The organism is Janibacter terrae (assembly GCF_039636765.1).
In the GTDB taxonomy this organism is placed as follows: Bacteria; Actinomycetota; Actinomycetes; order Actinomycetales; family Dermatophilaceae; genus Janibacter; species Janibacter terrae.
This window is the reverse complement of sequence record NZ_CP144167.1, coordinates 483,526-500,096: the sequence shown is the minus strand read 5'-3', so window position 1 is coordinate 500,096 and position 16,571 is coordinate 483,526. Positions and strand designations below refer to the sequence as shown.

Annotated in this window: 16 protein-coding genes and 1 pseudogene; 4 read left to right on the top strand and 13 right to left on the bottom strand. The window is 70.8% G+C overall.

The window, feature by feature from the left end; genetic code table 11:
• Positions 1 to 53: 53 nt before the first annotated feature.
• Complete coding sequence (gene gyrB / locus V3C34_RS02495; protein WP_371836290.1) at positions 54 to 2,162, bottom strand: DNA topoisomerase (ATP-hydrolyzing) subunit B; 2,109 nt, start codon at positions 2,160 to 2,162, stop codon at positions 54 to 56.
• Between the two features lie 244 nt (positions 2,163 to 2,406).
• On the opposite strand from gyrB, the gene V3C34_RS02490 reads away from it, so the two are divergent.
• A complete protein-coding gene (locus V3C34_RS02490; protein WP_346007982.1) occupies positions 2,407 to 3,063 on the top strand; it encodes a hypothetical protein in 657 nt (218 codons plus the stop codon).
• Between the two features lie 10 nt (positions 3,064 to 3,073).
• Here V3C34_RS02490 and V3C34_RS02485 read toward each other — a convergent pair whose 3' ends face one another.
• Together V3C34_RS02485 and V3C34_RS02480 are read right to left on the bottom strand one after the other, a co-directional pair.
• Entirely contained in the window at positions 3,074 to 3,952 is an 879-nt protein-coding gene (locus V3C34_RS02485) for a hypothetical protein (protein ID WP_346007981.1), read from the bottom strand.
• Between the two features lies 1 nt (position 3,953).
• Positions 3,954 to 4,832: a hypothetical protein gene (locus V3C34_RS02480; RefSeq protein WP_346007980.1), complete on the bottom strand. Its 879-nt coding sequence runs from the start codon at positions 4,830 to 4,832 to the stop codon at positions 3,954 to 3,956.
• Positions 4,833 to 5,032: 200 nt separating this feature from the next.
• On the opposite strand from V3C34_RS02480, the pseudogene V3C34_RS17700 reads away from it, so the two are divergent.
• Positions 5,033 to 5,638, top strand: a pseudogene (locus tag V3C34_RS17700) (MBL fold metallo-hydrolase); the annotation flags it as partial.
• A gap of 38 nt (positions 5,639 to 5,676) precedes the next feature.
• Positions 5,677 to 6,297, top strand: a complete 621-nt coding sequence (locus V3C34_RS02475; protein WP_346007979.1) for a hypothetical protein — start codon at positions 5,677 to 5,679, stop codon at positions 6,295 to 6,297.
• A gap of 63 nt (positions 6,298 to 6,360) precedes the next feature.
• Here V3C34_RS02475 and V3C34_RS02470 read toward each other — a convergent pair whose 3' ends face one another.
• The 7 genes from V3C34_RS02470 to V3C34_RS02440 form a co-directional block, all read right to left on the bottom strand.
• Positions 6,361 to 7,815, bottom strand: coding sequence for an aldehyde dehydrogenase (locus tag V3C34_RS02470; RefSeq protein ID WP_338539078.1), 1,455 nt, complete (start codon positions 7,813 to 7,815; stop codon positions 6,361 to 6,363).
• Positions 7,812 to 8,042 (bottom strand): tautomerase family protein, encoded by a 231-nt coding sequence (locus V3C34_RS02465; RefSeq protein ID WP_068327578.1) that lies wholly within the window; start codon positions 8,040 to 8,042, stop codon positions 7,812 to 7,814. Before V3C34_RS02465 ends, V3C34_RS02470 begins: the two co-directional genes overlap by 4 nt.
• Before the next feature lies 1 nt (position 8,043).
• The gene (locus V3C34_RS02460) at positions 8,044 to 8,832 is read right to left on the bottom strand and encodes a 2-keto-4-pentenoate hydratase (RefSeq protein WP_338539079.1); all 789 of its coding nucleotides are present in this window, start codon (positions 8,830 to 8,832) and stop codon (positions 8,044 to 8,046) included.
• Positions 8,829 to 9,890 (bottom strand): 4-hydroxy-2-oxovalerate aldolase, encoded by a 1,062-nt coding sequence (gene dmpG, locus V3C34_RS02455; RefSeq protein WP_255218330.1) that lies wholly within the window; start codon positions 9,888 to 9,890, stop codon positions 8,829 to 8,831. Before dmpG ends, V3C34_RS02460 begins: the two co-directional genes overlap by 4 nt.
• A complete protein-coding gene (locus tag V3C34_RS02450; RefSeq protein WP_068327585.1) occupies positions 9,887 to 10,861 on the bottom strand; it encodes an acetaldehyde dehydrogenase (acetylating) in 975 nt (324 codons plus the stop codon). The genes dmpG and V3C34_RS02450 overlap by 4 nt, the downstream gene beginning before the upstream one ends.
• Before the next feature lie 11 nt (positions 10,862 to 10,872).
• Positions 10,873 to 11,667 (bottom strand): 2-keto-4-pentenoate hydratase, encoded by a 795-nt coding sequence (locus V3C34_RS02445; protein WP_068329284.1) that lies wholly within the window; start codon positions 11,665 to 11,667, stop codon positions 10,873 to 10,875.
• A gap of 197 nt (positions 11,668 to 11,864) precedes the next feature.
• On the bottom strand, positions 11,865 to 12,683 hold the full coding sequence (locus tag V3C34_RS02440) for an IclR family transcriptional regulator (protein WP_338539081.1): 819 nt from the start codon (positions 12,681 to 12,683) through the stop codon (positions 11,865 to 11,867).
• A 65-nt stretch (positions 12,684 to 12,748) separates the two neighbouring features.
• Between V3C34_RS02440 and V3C34_RS02435 the strand changes: the two genes are divergently transcribed.
• The gene (locus V3C34_RS02435) at positions 12,749 to 13,510 is read left to right on the top strand and encodes an IclR family transcriptional regulator (RefSeq protein WP_068425808.1); all 762 of its coding nucleotides are present in this window, start codon (positions 12,749 to 12,751) and stop codon (positions 13,508 to 13,510) included.
• Positions 13,511 to 13,522: 12 nt separating this feature from the next.
• On the opposite strand, the gene V3C34_RS02430 is transcribed toward V3C34_RS02435, so the two are convergent.
• The 3 genes from V3C34_RS02430 to V3C34_RS02420 are packed head-to-tail and all read right to left on the bottom strand — an operon-like array spanning position 13,523 to position 16,560.
• Entirely contained in the window at positions 13,523 to 14,620 is a 1,098-nt protein-coding gene (locus V3C34_RS02430) for an NADH:ubiquinone reductase (Na(+)-transporting) subunit F (protein WP_338539082.1), read from the bottom strand.
• A 37-nt stretch (positions 14,621 to 14,657) separates the two neighbouring features.
• Positions 14,658 to 14,984, bottom strand: coding sequence for a phenol hydroxylase subunit P4 (locus V3C34_RS02425; protein WP_338539083.1), 327 nt, complete (start codon positions 14,982 to 14,984; stop codon positions 14,658 to 14,660).
• A 1-nt stretch (position 14,985) separates the two neighbouring features.
• Positions 14,986 to 16,560, bottom strand: coding sequence for a YHS domain-containing protein (locus tag V3C34_RS02420; protein WP_338539084.1), 1,575 nt, complete (start codon positions 16,558 to 16,560; stop codon positions 14,986 to 14,988).
• Positions 16,561 to 16,571: the final 11 nt, after the last annotated feature.

Genomic DNA, 16,571 nt, shown 5'->3' with positions numbered 1-16,571 from the left:
GCCAGCTCCGCGGTTCTCGGGGGGGCACTCGGGGGGCGGAGCCCCCCGAGGGTTCAGATGTCGAGGAAGCGCACGTCGCGCGCGTTCTTCTGGATGAAGCTGCGTCGGGACTCGACGTCCTCGCCCATGAGCACGGCGAAGATCTCGTCGGCGGCGGCCGCGTCGTCGAGCGTCACCTGGAGCAGCACCCGGGTGTCGGGGTCCATCGTGGTCTCCCACAGCTCCTGGTAGTTCATCTCGCCGAGACCCTTGTAGCGCTGGATCGAGTTGTCCTTGGGCAGTCGCCACCCCTTCGCCTGGCCGGCCGCGATCATCGCGTCACGCTCCCGGTCGGTGAAGGCGAACTCGTGGTCGTGGTTGGACCACTTGAGCCGGTAGAGCGGCGGCTGGGCGAGGTAGACGTACCCGGCCTCGATGAGGGGCTTCATGAAGCGGAAGAGCAGGGTCAGCAGCAGCGTGCGGATGTGCATGCCGTCGACGTCGGCATCGGCCATGAGCACGATCTTGTGGTAGCGCGCCTTGGCGATGTCGAAGTCCTCGCCGATGCCCGTGCCGAAGGCCGAGATCAGCGCCTGGACCTCCTGGTTGGCGAGGATCCTGTCGATCCGGGCCTTCTCGACGTTGAGGATCTTGCCGCGGATCGGGAGGATCGCCTGGTTCTCCGGGTTTCGACCGGCCTTGGCCGAACCGCCGGCGGAGTCGCCCTCGACGATGAAGACCTCGGAGACCGTGGGGTCCTTGCTCTGGCAGTCGGAGAGCTTGCCCGGCAGGCCGCCGGACTCGAGCAGGCCCTTGCGGCGGGTCGCCTCGCGCGCCTTGCGGGCGGCCATGCGCGCCGCGGCGGCCTGGACCGACTTGCGCACGATGTCCTTGCCCTCGTTGGGGTGCGCCTCGAGCCAGTGGCCGAACTCGTCGGTCATGGCCCGCTGGACGAAGCCCTTGACCTCGGAGTTGCCGAGCTTGGTCTTGGTCTGGCCCTCGAACTGCGGCTCACCGAGCTTGACGGAGATGACGGCGGTCAGGCCCTCGCGGATGTCGTCACCGGTGAGGTTGTCGTCCTTGTCCTTGAGGATGTTCTGCTTGCGCGCGAAGTCGTTGACGAGCTTGGTCAGCGCCGCGCGGAAGCCCTCCTCGTGGGTGCCGCCCTCGTGCGTGTTGATGGCGTTGGCGTAGGTGTGCACCGACTCGCTGTAGGCGCTCGTCCACTGCATCGCCAGCTCGAGCGAGAGCGCCCGGTCGACGTCCTCGGTCTCGATCGAGATGATCTCGGCGGTCACCGGCTCGGCCTTCTTGGAGGAGACGAGGTGGGTGACGTAGTCGACGATGCCGTTGTCGTAGCGGTAGGAGACCTTGCGCGCCTTCTTGGGGGCCGCGGCCGCGCCGTCCTCGGAGTCGACGACCTCGGTGATGTCGTCGTCGACGTGGTCGAGGTCCTCGGCCTGCTCGGCCTCGGTGGGCTCCTCGACGCGCTCGTCGACGAGGTTGATCGTCAGGCCCTTGTTGAGGAAGGCCATCTGCTGGAAGCGCGCCCGGATCGTCTCCCAGTCGTACTCGACGGTCTCGAAGATCTCGTCGTTGGCCCAGTAGGTGATCGTCGTGCCGGTCGCATCGGTCTCCTCCTCCTGGCGAAGGGGGCCGGTCGGCACGCCGTGCTCGAAGGACATGCGGTGCGCGTGCCCCTTCTGCCGCACGCAGACGTCGAGCCGCGTCGAGAGCGCGTTGACGACGGACGAGCCGACGCCGTGCAGACCACCGGAGACCTTGTACCCGCCGCCGCCGAACTTGCCGCCGGCGTGCAGCTGGGTGAGCACGAGCTCGACGGCCGAGATGCCCTCCGCCTCGTGGATGTCGGTCGGGATGCCGCGGCCGTTGTCCTTGACCCGGACCGCGCCGTTGTCCATGAGGGTGACGTCGATGGTGTCGGCGTAGCCGGCCATCGCCTCGTCCACCGCGTTGTCGACGATCTCCCACACGAGGTGGTGCAGGCCCCGCTCCGAGGTGGAGCCGATGTACATGCCGGGGCGCTTGCGGACGGCCTCGAGGCCCTCGAGGACCTGGATCGCGTTGGCGTCGTACTCCGGCCCCCCGGGGTCCGGGGTCTTCGGCTGGGCCTTCGGCGACTGCTCGTCTGCCACGGTGCTCCTCGAGCTGGTGCGGTGCATGGATTACCGCGGGCTGGCCCCATGGGGCTGGCGCCGCGGCCTCAACCCCCCGATTCTACCCCGCGCCCCCTCTCCACGAAGCATCATGCACGCCCCGTGGCGGCCGCTCTCGGCCCGGGAGGGACGGTCGGACGACTCCCCACACGTGTCCCGGCCCCCGCGGCGCTCTCATCGCCGCCTGCGGGCGTCGTCGACGGGGAGGGCTCCCCATCGCGGATCCGGGTGGCCTCACGAGGGTCGAAGCATGACGACAACGCACCGCTCCCGTGTCCTCGCCGCCCTGGCCGGCGCCGCCGTCCTCGCCCTCTCCGCCTGCGGCGGGGACGGCACGAGCGACGAGTCGAGCGCCGCCACCACGTCCTCCGCCGAGTCCTCGGCCGAGTCCACCCCCGAGGCCGAGTCAGCGACGGCGACCCAGGCCGGCGTCGCCTTCGACGTGCCCGAGGGCTGGACCGTCGTCGACCCGGCCAAGATCGCCGACGGCAGCCAGCAGGCGCCCCAGGCCCTCGAGGACTCGGCGGAACGGCAGGGCACCACGGCCAAGGAGCTCGTCGCGCAGGTGGCGGAGTCCGTCGACGTCATGGTCATCGGTGACACGGAGCAGGGCTTCGGCAACAACGTCAACGTCGTCGCCTCGCCGGCGATGCCCACCGAGGCCGACATGAAGTCGCAGCTGGAGGGGATCGGCGCCAAGGTCGGCCAGATCGACGAGACGGGCACCGAGCTCGGCGCGGCCCTCGACAGCAGCTACACCATGGGCCAGGGCTCGCAGCAGTTCCACGCCCGGATGCTTGCCGTGCCGACCGATGCCGGCGCCGCGATGATCACCGTCTCGGCCGGCTCGCAGGACACCGCCGACGAGGTCGCGGAGACGATCATCGACTCGGTCACGACCTCCTGATCCGCCCCGCTCAGCGGCAGGTGCCGACCGGCAGCCCGTCGCGGTGCCCCCGCAGGGCCGCGACGAGCTCGTCGGCGATCGCCGTGCCCTGCTCGTGGGTCCCGGTCCGCACCTGCAGGGTCACGGCGGTGTCCCCCTTCGTCCCGGGCACGATGCCCAGCTGCCGCACGACGTACCCGCCCGGCGTCGACCCCCAGCCGCCCTTGTAGCGCGCACCCCTGATGCCGCCCAGCCCCCAGCGCTGGCCGTCGGAGACCCGGCCCATCGCGTCGGTGACCGACGCCGACCCGGTCAGGCACGGCAGGGCGGCGGTGAAGCGGGTCTGGGCCGTGAGCGCCCACGACGACTGGCCGAAGGGGGAGTACCCCGGGACGGTGACCTCGGCCGGGACGTCGGTGGTCCGGTCCCCGCCACGTCGCAGCTGGGTGCCCACCGCCTCGCTCGCGCGGCTTCCGCCGCCGAGGCGCTCCCAGAGCCGGGTGGCCGCCTCGTTGTCCGAGGCGCGCAGCGCCCGGTCGATGTCGTCCGCCATCTCGTCGCCGTGCCCGGCGCGGACGACGGCGAGGGCCAGGGGGACCTTGATGGTCGACCAGGCGACGAGACGGGTGGGGTCGCCGACGACGTGGGGCCTGCCCTTCGTCCCGACGGGCGCCCAGGCCACGGCGACCTCGGAGTCGGGGTGCTGCCGGGCGACCCGCTCGAGGGCGGCGTCCAGGCGACGGGCGTCCGGGCGCGTCGGTGTCCTCGTGGACGAGGGCCGGGCCGTCGTGGCCGCGGACGTGGGGCTGGCCGTCGTCGCGGGCCGCGTCGGTGCGACCTCCCGGGTGCACGCCGAGGCGGGGAGGAGGCCGAGCAGCAGGGCGCTCACCCCGACGAGCCGCAGGCGCACGTCAGTAGAGGATGACGACGGCGTTGTCACCGCCGGTGCAGCGGGTGACCGCCGCCCCGCTGCAGGTCATCGTGTAGGTCTTGTCGGTCACCGGGCTGCGCACCTCGAGCGTGGCGCGCCCGTCCTCGGGGGCCTCGGCGAGGTAGGCGTCGCGCACGACCGCGGCGAACTCGCAGCTGGTGACCTGGGTGCCCCGGGCGACCGAGGTGCCGTCCTTGGGGCCGGCGCACCGGCTCGCGCCCGCCGGCAGCTGGCCGGTGCGGGCGGCGGTGGTCGACGAGGACGACGAGGACGACGGAGGCGTCGACGACGTGGACGGCGGTGTCGCACCCGACGACGTCGAGTCCGGCGGCGTGCCCGGCTCGGTGACCGTCGTGGACTGCGCGACCGGCTCGTCGCCGCCGCCCAGGGTCATGACGAGCCCGCCGACGCAGAGCCCACCGAGGAGGACGCCACCGACGAGCATGGCGACGAGGGCGAGCGGGGACACCGAGCGACCCGGGTGGCCCGGCTCGCGGTACGGCTGGGGCTCGTCACGCGCAGGCCCGGCAGACGGGACCGGCTGCCAGGTGCTGCCGTGGCCGCCATCGGCGCGCTGCGGGGGCGCGCTCTCGGGCTCGGGTGCCCACCAGGCCTCGGGGACGGCGCCGTGGGGCGTCGGCTCGGGCGTGATCGGGGGGAGCACCTCGGCGGCCTGGGTGGCCTCCGGGTCGGCCTCGGGCCGGGCCGGGGCCATGGCTCGGGTCGTCTCGTCGTCGGCATCGGCGAAGGGGGTTCCCGCCGGCTGGTCGGGCGCGGGGCCCATCCGACCGGACGGGGTGGGGTCGCCGAAGAAGTCGTCGAAGGCGTCGCCGCCCCGCGGGCTCTCCGGACCGCTCATGTCTGCTCTCCTCGAATGCACGTCACCGCCCCCGGGATCAAGAGCGACATCTCACGATGCCATAACGACCCGGGGAGACGGCCAATCGTCCGGCTCCGCGGAACGTCCGCGTCCCACGGCGTCGACGCCTCCCTTGCGCCCTCGCGCGTGGCCCGTCATCGTAGTGAGCACTACACACGCTTGGGATCAAAGGAGCTCTCATGTGCGGATCCTGCACACCTGTCGTGCCCTTGGCTGACACCTCACCCGACCACCCGGACACCGGGGACACCGGGGACACCGGGGACACCGGGGACACCCCGCAGCGCGCGGGCATCGGCAGGCGCGGCCTGCTCTACGGCGGGCTCGGGGCCTCGGCCGCCCTGACCGCCGCCCTGGCCTCGGCGGGCCCGGCCTCCGCCGCGACGGCCCGGGCACCCCGCCGGTCCGACGCCCGGATGCGCGCCGTCCTCGTGGGGACCGCGGGCGGCCCGATCTGGCCCATGGCCAGCGGCCGACGGGGGATCTGCACCGTGGTCGAGGTGGACGGCGCGCGGTACCTCGTCGACGCCGGGCACGGATCGGCGGCCGGCATGGTCGACGCCGGTGTGATGGGCCCTGCGGACGGCAAGAACGACCTCACCGCCTTCCGTGCCGGCTTCATCACCCACCTCCACTCCGACCACGTGACCGACCTGGCGACCTTCCTCGTCCAGGGCTTCATCGGTGGCGGGCTCGGTTCTCTGGAGTCACCGTTCCACGTGTATGGACCGGGCGACCGCGGCGCCCTGCCGACCGTCTTCCCACCGGGTCGACCCGCTCCGGCGCCCTTCAACCCGTCGGAGCCGACGCCGGCACGACCTCGATGGTGCGGCAGCTGCTCGCCGCCTTCGCCACCGACGTCAACGACCGGATCTTCGACGCCGGGTCCCCGCGCATCGACCGGGTCGTGCAGGCGCACGACATCGCGCTGCCGTCGGGGATCACCGTCCCGGTCGCCGGTCCGCCGGCCCGGATGAGCCCGTTCACCGTCCACGAGGACGACCGCGTTCGCGTCTCGGCGACGCTCGTCGACCACGGCCAGATGGCGCCGTCCTACGCCTACCGCTTCGACTCCAACCACGGCTCGATCGTCATCTCCGGCGACACGACGCTCACGCCCAACCTGCTGGAGATGGCGGACGGCAGCGACGTCCTGCTCCACGAGGTCGTCGACCACGCGAGCATCGTCGCCAGCATCGACGCGCTGCCCGTGCCGGAGGCGATCAAGGAGGCCTTCCGCAACCACATGTTCGGTGCGCACACGACCGAGGCGCAGCTGCGGGACCTGCTGCGCGAGGTCGAGGTCAGCCAGCTCGTGCTGCACCACGTCGTCCAGGGCGAGCTGCCCCGGGGCGGCTGGCAGCGCGTCGCGCAGCGCTTGGCCCGGGGCACGCGCACGCGGGTCGTGGCCGGCCAGGACAACGACGTCATCGGCACCCGCTGACACGACGAGACTCCCGGACCCGCCCGAGGGCTGGGGTCCGGGAGTCTCGCTCGTCAGGGGGCGTCAGGCGCCGGGGACGCTCCGGTCGATCTGCATGACCACGGCCTTGGGCTCGGTGAAGAACTCGCGGCTGAAGTCGCCCCCTTCGCGGCCGACGCCGGAGTCGCCGACGCCACCGAAGGGCGTGCGCAGGTCGCGGATGAAGAAGCAGTTGACCCAGACCGTGCCGGCCCGCAGGTTGGAGCTGACGCGGTGCGCACGGGAGAGGTTCTCCGTGAAGAGCATCGCGTTGAGCCCGTAGCGGGTGTCGTTGGCCAGGCGGACGGCCTCGGCCTCGGTGTCGAACCTGTTGACGACGACCACGGGACCGAAGATCTCGTCGCAGTACGCCGCGGCGTCGAGCGGGAGGTCCTCGATGATCGTGGGCCGCACGAGCCAGCGCCCGTCCTCGTCGACGCCACCGGTGCGGATGGTCCCGCCGTCGCCCTCGACGCCGCCCACGTACCCCGACACCTTGTCGAAGTGCTTCTTGGACGAGAGGACGGAGAACTTGACCTCGGGGTCGAAGGGGTCGCCGATCGTCAGCGCCTCGGCCGCGGCCTGGAAGCGCTCCATGAACTCGTCGTAGATCCCCGACTGGACGAAGAGGCGCGAGCCCGCGAGGCAGATCTGCCCCGAGTTGCGGAAGATCGCCTCGACCGCCCAGTAGACGGCGTTGTCGATGTCCGCGTCGTCGAAGACGAGGTTGGCCCCCTTCCCGCCCAGCTCGAGCGAGACCGGCGCGAGGTGCGTGGAGGCCGAGGCCATGACGGCCTTGCCCGTGGTCGACGAGCCGGTGAAGGTGACGCGGTCGACGCGGTCGTCGGCCGTCAGCGTCGAGCCGGCGGGCGCACCGTGGCCGTTGAGGACGTTGAGCACGCCCGGGGGGAACCCGGCCTCCACCGCGAGCCGGCCGAGCAGGGTGACCGAGGCCGGGGTGTCCTCGCTCGGCTTGATGATGCAGGTGTTGCCCCAGGCGATCGCGGGAGCGATCTTCCACGTCGCCATCATCAGCGGGAAGTTCCACGGCGAGATCGCCGCGACGACGCCGACGGGACCGAACTCGCTGTAGGTGTGGTGCCCGGACGGCATCGGGTAGACGTCACCGGTGTGGTCACGCTGGTGGTCGGCGAAGAAGCGGAAGTTGGCGACCGACCGGCCGACGTCGTGCTTGGCCTGGGCGAAGGGCTTGCCCATGTTGGTCGAGTCGAGCGTCGCCAGCTCGTCGGCGCGCTCCTCCATGAGGTCCGCGAGCCGGTGGATCGCGGCGGCCCGCTCGGGGCGCGTCATCCGCGGCCAGGGGCCCTCGTCGAAGGCCTTGCGGGCGCTGGCGATGGCGCGCTCGGCGTCCTCGGCACCACCCTCGGCGGCCTGGGCGAAGACCTCCTGGGTCCACGGGTTGTAGACGTCGAAGCGCTCACCGCTGAGCGACTCGACCTCCTCGTTGTCGATGATGTGACCGAAGAACTGGTCGCTCATGTCGGGGTCTCCTCGGTGGGGGTGGCGGGCTGCTGCGCGGCGTGCCGCTCGGCGATGGTGACGTCACCAGCGGCGAAGTGGGCGGTGGGGATCTCGGAGACCATGACGCGCACGGCCTCCTTGGGGGCGACCCCGGAGTCGACCATGGCCTGCGTGATCGCCGAGATCATCGACCGGATCGTCTCGGGGCTGCGCCCGTGCGTGAGCGTGACCTGGACGACGGGCACGTCACTCGCCCCCGTTGATCCGCACGGAGCCCAGGGAGGTGAAGTGCAGCGAGATCGAGGTCCCGGGCGTCGCGAAGTACGCGTCGGTCATGCCGCCGGTGAGGACGATCCAGCCGGGCTCGATGGCGTGACCACGCCGGGCGAGGTCGTTGGCCGCGAGCGCGAGCGCCTCGCCCGGGTGGCCCTGGACCGCGGCACCCGTGGCGGAGTCGACGACCTGGCCGTCGACCTCGACGAGGACGGCCTCGGTCGACAGGTCGAGCTCGCTCGGCGGCAGCGACACCGGGCCGGTGACGAAGGCGCCGGAGCTGGCGTTGTCGGCGATGACGTCGCCGGCCGCGAACTTGAAGTCCTTGTACCGGCTGTCGATGACCTCGGCGCCGCCGAGGACCTGGTCGACGGCGGCCATCGCCTGGGCGGCTGTGACGCCGGGGCCCTCGAGCCGCTCGCCCATGACGAAGACGAGCTCGGGCTCGATGCGCGGGTGGATCAGCTGGTCCTGCGGCACGGGGTCACCGGCCGGCAGGATCATGGCGTCCGTGAGCCAGGCGACGAAGGGGGTGTCGACCCCCATGCGCTGCTGCTTGGCCCGGGAGGTGAGACCCAGCTTGATGCCGATGAGCTTCTCCCCGCGGTCGAGGCGGCGCTGCAGGGTGAGGTCCTGGATCTCGTAGCCGGTGGCCACGTCCAGCTCGGGCCACTCGTCGGTGAACTTCACCCGGTCGCGACGCTCGTCCTCGCAGGCCAGGAGCTCGGTCGCGACCGACTCGACGTCCCACTGCGTGCTCATGCAGAGACCTTCTTCCCGTCGCGCAGCTCCAGGGCCACGTCGATGATCATGTCCTCCTGGCCGCCGACGTAGCCGTACTCGCCGACCTTCATGAGGATCTCGTGGGCCGGCACGCCGTAGCGCTCGGCCGCCCGCTCCGCGTGGAGCAGGAAGGAGCTGTAGACGCCCGCGTAGCCCTGGGTGATCGAGGAGCGGTCCATGATCGGCATCCGGCGGATGAAGGGCTTGACGACGTCCTCCGCCGCGGCCAGCACGCCGCTGATGTCGACGCCGGTGCGGATGCCCAGGCGCTCGAAGGAGGTGGCGAGCACCTCGGTGGGGGAGTTGCCGGCACCCGCGCCGAGGGCGCACAGCGAGCCGTCGATCTGACGGGCACCCGCCCGGTAGGCGAGGACCGAGTTGGCCACGCCGAAGGACATGTTCTGGTGGCCGTGGTAGCCGACCTGGGCGTCCTTGCCGACCTCGGCGACGATCGCGGCGACGCGGTCGGAGACGTCCTCGAGGATGAGGGCGCCGGCGCTGTCGACGACGTAGACGCACTGGCAGCCGGCGTCGACCATGATGCGGGCCTGCTTGGCCAGCTCCTCGGGGCCGATCATGTGGCTGAGCATGAGGAACCCGACGGTCTCCATGCCGAGGTCACGCGCGGCACCGAAGTGCTGGATCGAGACATCGGCCTCGGTGCAGTGGGTCGCGATGCGCGCGATCTGGGCACCCATGTTGTGCGCCTCGTGCAGCTTCTCGACGGTGCCCAGGCCCGGGAGCATGAGGACGGCGATCTTGGCCTGGTGCGCCTCGGCGACCGCGGCCTTGATCAGGGACATCTCGTCGACGGCGGAGAAGCCGTAGTTGAAGGAGGAGCCGCCGAGGCCGTCGCCGTGGGTCACCTCGATGACCTGGACGCCGGCGTCGTCGAGGGCGCGGACCGTCGTGCGGACCTGCTCCTCGGTGAACTGGTGGGACATCGCGTGCGAGCCGTCACGGAGGGTCGTGTCGGTCAGGCGGACGTCGACGTCACCGGAGAACTGGGGGATGGGGTGGGTCATCTGGTTGCTCATGCGGGGACCTCCTGGCCGGTCGTGGCGTCGCTGGCGACCCAGCCGGAGTCGACCCCCAGCTTGTGGGCCACCATCATGTCGCCCACACGGGCGGCGGCGGACGTGATGATGTCGAGGTTGCCGGCGTACTCCGGCAGGTAGTCGCCGCGACCCTTGACCTCGATCGGGACGGTGACCCGGGCCATGCCGTTCCACAGGTCGCGGGCGTCGTCGAACTGCGGGTCGGCCCGCAGGTGGTAGCCAGGCACGTACTCCTGGACGCGGGCGACCATCGCGTGGATGGACTCCTCGACGCGGTCACGCAGGGCGCCGGCCTCGGCCGCGGCCTGCGGGATGGCGCAGAAGACGGTGTTGCGCATCATCAGCGGCGGCTCGACCGGGTTGAGGATGATGATCGCCTTGCCGCTCTTGGCGCCACCGACGACCTCGAGGGCCTCGCTCGTGGTCTCGGTGAACTCGTCGATGTTGGCCCGGGTACCGGGACCCGCCGACTTGCTCGAGATCGAGGCCACGATCTCGGCGTAGGGGACGTCGACGACCGACGAGACGGCGGCGACGATCGGGGTCGTCGCCTGGCCACCGCAGGTGATCATGTTGACGTTCATCGCGTCGAGGTTGAAGTCGAGGTTGACCGGCGGGCACAGGTAGGGACCCACGGCCGCGGGGGTGAGGTCGACGGCGAGGATGCCGGCCTCGGCGTACTTCGGCGCGTTGGCCTCGTGGGCCTTGGCGGAGGTGCACTCGAAGACGACGTCGGGCAGCTCGTCCTGGGCGAGGAGCCAGTCGACGCCCTCGTGGCTGGCCTCGAGGCCGAGGGTCTTGGCGCGGCGCAGGCCGTCGCTGCTGGGGTCGACGCCGACCATCCAGCGCGGCTCGAGGACCTCCGAGCGGCGCATGAGCTTGAACATCAGGTCGGTGCCGATGTTGCCGGGGCCGACGATCGCGGCAGTTCCCTTGGTCCGGGTGGTCATGGGTGCACCTTTCACTTGTCTGCGAACACGGCGGTGACGCTGCCGAGACCACCGAAGGTCGCGGTGAAGACGTCGCCCGGCGCGACGGGAACCATCGAGGTGACGGACCCGGGGAGGATGACGTGGCCGGCCTCGAGCGTCGTGCCGAAGGCACCGACGGTGTTGGCCAGCCACACGAGGCTGGAGATGGGCGAGCCGAGGACGGCGCCGCCGGCGCCGGTCCCGACGACCTGGGAGTTGCGGGAGAAGACGCAGCCGGTGAGGCGCAGGTCGACGTCGGTGAGGCGGGTCGGCGTGCTGCCGAGGACGAAGCCGCCGGAGCTGGCGTTGTCGGCGATCGTGTCGACGAGGGTGATCTTCCAGTCCGCGACGCGGCTGTCGACGACCTCGAGCGCGGGCAGGACGTAGTCGACGGCGTCGATGGCCTGGGTCAGGGTGACGCCGGGCCCGGTCAGGGGCTTGCGCAGGACGAAGGCGATCTCGGGCTCCACCCGCGGCTGCAGGTAGGTGTCGAGGGCGATCGGCTGGTGCTCCAGGTGGGCGAAGTCGTCGGTGAGGTGGCCGAAGTCCGGCTGGTCCACCCCGAGCTGCTTCTGCATCGCCAGCGAGGTGAGCCCCACCTTGTGGCCGATGATCGTGCGGCCGGCGTCGGTCCAGGACCGCACCTGCTCGAGCTGGATCGCGTAGGCGTCCTCGACGGTCAGCCCGTCGAACTGCTCGGTGAGGGGGGCCGTGGGACGGCCGGTCTCGTAGGCCTCGAGGAGGACCCGGGCTGCCCGGGACCGGACGTCTGTGCTCTCTTCCATGGTGGTCACGCTAGGACTGTCCTTCGCTGGTCGGGGCGTACGTTCCCGCGGAGGGAACGCACTCGGTCGTGATCTCCCCTTCGCCCGCATTGCCCTAGGGGAATGCACGATCTGGGGGCCGTTCGTCTGCATTGCCCTAGGGGAATGCACGGTCTGGTCTGCATTGCCCTAGGGGAATGCAGCGGTCGGGGCACGGCTCAGGTCGTCTGGTACGACTTGGCGATGCGGTTGGCCGCGGCGGTGAGCAGCGGCACGACCCGGCGCACGTCGGGTTGGATCAGGGGGGTGGGGCCGAGCACCGAGATCGAGCCGATCGCGGTGCCGCGGACGCGGATCGGGACGGCCACCGAGCTGGCGTCGGTGAAGCTCCCGGAGTGCAGGACGGCGTGCCCCGCCTTGCGGACCGTGGCGAGCGCGCGGTCCCAGTCCTCGACGCGGCGGATCGTGCCGCGCGCCCTGGGCGGGAAGCCGGCCTCGCGGCGGTCGTGGTCGACGGTCGGGTTGAAGGCCGCGATGACCAGGCCCGAGCTCGTGCAGTGCGCCGGTTGGCGACGACCGCTGTGGCCGAGGATGCGCACCCCGTCCATCGACTCGATGCGCTCGACGTAGACGACGTCGGCGCCGTCGGGGACGCCGAGGTTGACCGTGTGACCGGTCCGCTCGGCCACGGCCTGCATGACCGGCAGCGCGACGTGGCGCAGGCCGTTGCGGGCGTGGGAGAGCATCCCGAGCTCGTAGAGGTGCAGGCCGAGACGGTAGAGGCCGTTGGCGTCCTGCTCGACGAAGCCGCGACCGGCGAGGGTGGTGAGCACCCGGTGGGCCGTGGACTTCGCGACGCCGAGGCGACGGGCGACGTCCGAGACCCCGAGCGCGGAGTCGACGGCGAAGCACTCGAGGACATCGAGCGCGGTGCCGACCGAGCGCAGCCCGCCGCCGGCCGCCCGCTTGGGGGTCGAGGTGCAGTAGGCGTCCTCGACGGTGGCGTGGGGGTGGGGGTCGTGCGTCGCGGTGGTCATCTTCGTCCACCCTTTCTCTGCGTCGGTGAGTCCACTGTCGCCCTCGGATGGGGCATGATCAAGGAGTGCGTTCCGATCAACGAAACGACCCCCCTTCGTCCGTCGTCGGCCGGATCACGTCGATCCTCACCGTCATCGAGGAGGCGCCCGGCCCGGTGGGCATCAGCGAGATCGCCGGTGCCACGGGGCTGGCGAAGGGGACGGTCCACCGCCTCGTCGCGCAGCTGGTCGACGAGCGCCTCGTCGAGCGCCACGAGAACTCCCGGCTGTCGCTCGGGGTCCGGCTCTTCGAGCTCGGCACGCACGTGCCGCTGCCGCGCACGCTCGCCCAGGCCGCGCTGCCGCTCATGGTCGACCTGCACCAGGCGACCGACCGCCAGGTCCACCTCGCGGTCCTCGACGGCGTCGAGGTCGTCTACGTGGAGATCGTGCGCGGCGGCCTGCCCCTCTCCTCCAGCATCGGGGGACGTCTCCCGGCGCACGCGACGGGCGTCGGCAAGGCCCTGCTCGCGTACTCGCCGCGGGCCGTCGTCGCGCAACGGGTCGAGGCCGGCCTGACGCCGATGACGCGGCACACGATCGTCACGGCGCCAGACCTCGAGCGGGCGCTGCGCGACATCCGCACCAACGGCACGTCCTACGACCACGAGGAGTCCCATCTCGGGGTCTCGTGCGTCGCCGCACCCGTCTTCGGCGCGGACAAGAAGATCCGCGCCGCGCTGTCCGTGACGGGGCAGACCCAGCTGATGGACCTGCCCCGCCTCGGCGTGGCCGTGCGCACCGCTGCCTTCACGCTCTCGCGGCAGCTGCGGGACGCCGGCCTGTAGCGCACCGTCGGCTCAGCGCTTGATGAGCGGGCTCTTCAGGCCAGACCCGTTCTTGTCGGACTCGTCGAAGAAGTCCTCGCGGAAGATGTCCCGGGGGAACAGCCGCCGGCTCATCAGGGTCTTCAGCGCCGCGTCGACCATCGGGGGCGGCCCGCACAGGTAGCCGCGGCAGCCGCCGAGGCGCTCGTGGTCGGCCTCGATGACCTCGGTGACCAGGCCGTAGGCGTACCCGTCCGGGTCGTCGCCGTCGGCGGCGACCTCCTCGGGGGTCTCGTCGGAGAGGCACGGCCGGTAGGTGAACTGCTCGTACTCCTCCTCCAGCTCCCGGAAGGCGGCGACGTCGTAGAGGTGCGCCCGGGTCCGCCCGCCGGCGTAGAGGGTGATCTCGCCCTCGTACTCACCGGCCTCGAGCCCGTGGCGGACCATCGACTTCAGGGGCGCGACACCGGTACCGCCTCCGACGAGGATCGCGTGCCGGTCGTCGCCGGTCTTGAGCACGAAGCGGCCGTACGGGCCCGACAACCGCACTTGGTCCCCCTCCGCCAGGGTGGCGAAGACCCAGCCGTCCGTCCCGCGCCCGCCCGGGACATTGCGGATGTGGAACTCCAGGCGGGTGGTCTCGCCGGGCGGCGAGCCGATGGACCAGGTGCGGTCCACCTCCTCGCCGCCGTCGCCGGCGGGGACCGAGAACTTCATGTACTGCCCGGCGTTGAAGCCGATCTCGCGGTCGAGCTCGACGACGAGCCGCTTCGTCGCCTCCGCGATGTCCTCGAGGACGACGACGGTGCCGGTGTAGTCCTCGACCGGGTGCACCTCAATGTCCTCGTCGACGTCGAGGTCGGCCTCGATCGTCACGTCCTCGCGCGGCTTGGCGCAGCAGGTGAGCAGCTTCCCCTCGTCCCGCTCGAAGTCCATGAGGGCGAAGCTGCTCGCCTCACCGAGGTCCACCTCGCCGTCGAGCTTGTCCACCTTGCAGGTCGCGCAGGTGCCGTGGGTGCAGCTGTGCGGCAGCCACACCCCCGCCCGGAGGCAGGCGTCGAGGATCGTCTGGTCCTCGTCGCACTGGACCTCGCGGCCGACGGGTTCGACGGTGATCGTGTACTTGGTCATGGGTTCTCCTGGAGCGAGACGTTGGGGAGCGGCTGCGTCAGGCGGCCACGCGGGTGCCGATGACGTCCTTGTGCCGGACGCCGAGCTCGGCGAGGGTCTGGCCGTCCTCCGGTGCGAAGGGGGCGCCGTGCAGCGTCCACGTCCGCTCGGCGGACGGGTCGTAGTCCGGGTCCTCCTCCGCGAAGGGCACGAACATCTGGGACCGGAAGTCGCCCCAGGTCATCTCGCGCGGCGCGCGGAACATCACCGGCGCGGCGAACCACATCGTGTCCTGGAACCAGACGCTGACGAGTTGGTCGTCGCCGTAGTTCTCCTGCGCGGACCGGGAGGGGAAGTCGTACTCACCCAAGCTCTTGATCGCCATGTCAGGCACCTGCCTTCGTCTCGTCGGTGGGGGCGGCGGTGTCGGCAGCAGCCTCGCCCTGCCACGCCACCCAGTTCTTGTGGTCGCGCGAGCCGAGGTACTCCCCGGCATCGCCGTCCTGCAGGCCGTACCACTCGAGGACGTCGGGCACGGTCGGTCCGCCGCAGTTGCCCGCGAGGATCTGGTGGACGGGCAGCCAGGCCTGGCGGTACTTCTCCGGCTCCCGCTCGAAGATCCACTGGCAGCCGTTGGAGCAGGTGTGGTAGATCTCGCCCTCGAACTCGGACTCGCGCTGCGCGAGGACGTCCGGCTCGCCCGGCTCGCTGAAGAGCATGGGGACCTGGCAGACCTGGCACAGCTGCGGCAGGCCGCGGGCGAAGTGCCGCCCGCCGTTCGCGATGTTCTCCTTCTCCTTCTCCCACAGCGGTCGGTAGTGCTTGTCGAAGGTGTCGGGGTAGGCCTGCGAGAGCCAGTCCATGTGCTCGTCGGACGGGGCCGTCGTCGTGAAGCTCGCGGCGAAGGAGAACTGGTACAGGGTCCAGTACACCTGGTGGGAGAGGACGTCCTTCTCCTTGATGGCGTCCTCGACGTGGCGTGGGGGCTTGATGCCGTAGAAGGCCAGGTCCTCGAAGAGGCCGCCGAGCATCTGCTCCTCGAAGTACAGCTCGAAGGACTCCTTCCAGCTCATGACCTTGCGCGGGAGCATGTAGTCGAGCATCTGGGCGACGAGCGCCGTGACGCGGTAGGAGCGCCAGAACCACTTGTCGATCCAGCCCTGGACGATCTCGACGTTGGCCTCGTCCTGCTCGAGGAGGAACTTGATCGCCTCCAGGCCCAGGGTCATGTGCCGCGACTCGTCGGACTGCGCCGAGAACCCGAAGGTCATCGTCGGCAGGTCGCCGTTGAAGGAGGACCCCGACATGAAGGGCACGAAGAGCAGGTTGGTCAGCAGGTACTCGAAGGAGAACCCGACGGCGATGAGGAACTCGAAGGGCCCGCAGGAGAGCGCGTCCTCGAAGAAGCTCTTCGGCACCGAGAGGTACCAGACCCGGTCGAACTCCTCGGGCCAGTTGTGGAAGCCGGAGTAGTACTTGTTGTAGTTGGACAGGGTGTGGATCTCGGTCTGCATGTGCCGGATCTCGTCGATCGACTGGCACAGCGCCGCGAAGCGCGGACCCGGACCGGCGAAGTGCCGCGCGAGGTAGGCGAAGTGCCGGTGGGCGCCGTACTCGAGGGGGGTGACGCCCTGGATGAAGACCTTCATCGCGTTGAGGTAGCTGGCGTCGGTGAGGCTCAGGTGGCCCTGGCCCTGCGCGAAGCCGTCGAGGACGGCGTAGAGGCGCTTGTCCTTCTCCGCCTGGTACTTGCAGTAGGCGTCGATCGTCAGGCGGAAGGGGTCCTCCCAGGCCGCCCAATCGTGGATCTTGATGCCTTCGTAGTCGAGGTGCGGGAACATCTGCGCCTTGTCGACGTACGTCGGCTCCCAGTCGAGGCCGCGGGTGAGGGCCTCGTAGCGGGCCTTCATCGACAGCTTCTTGGGCTTCTTGTTGCTCTTCTTCTCGGGTGCGAGCGTCATGTCAGGTCTCC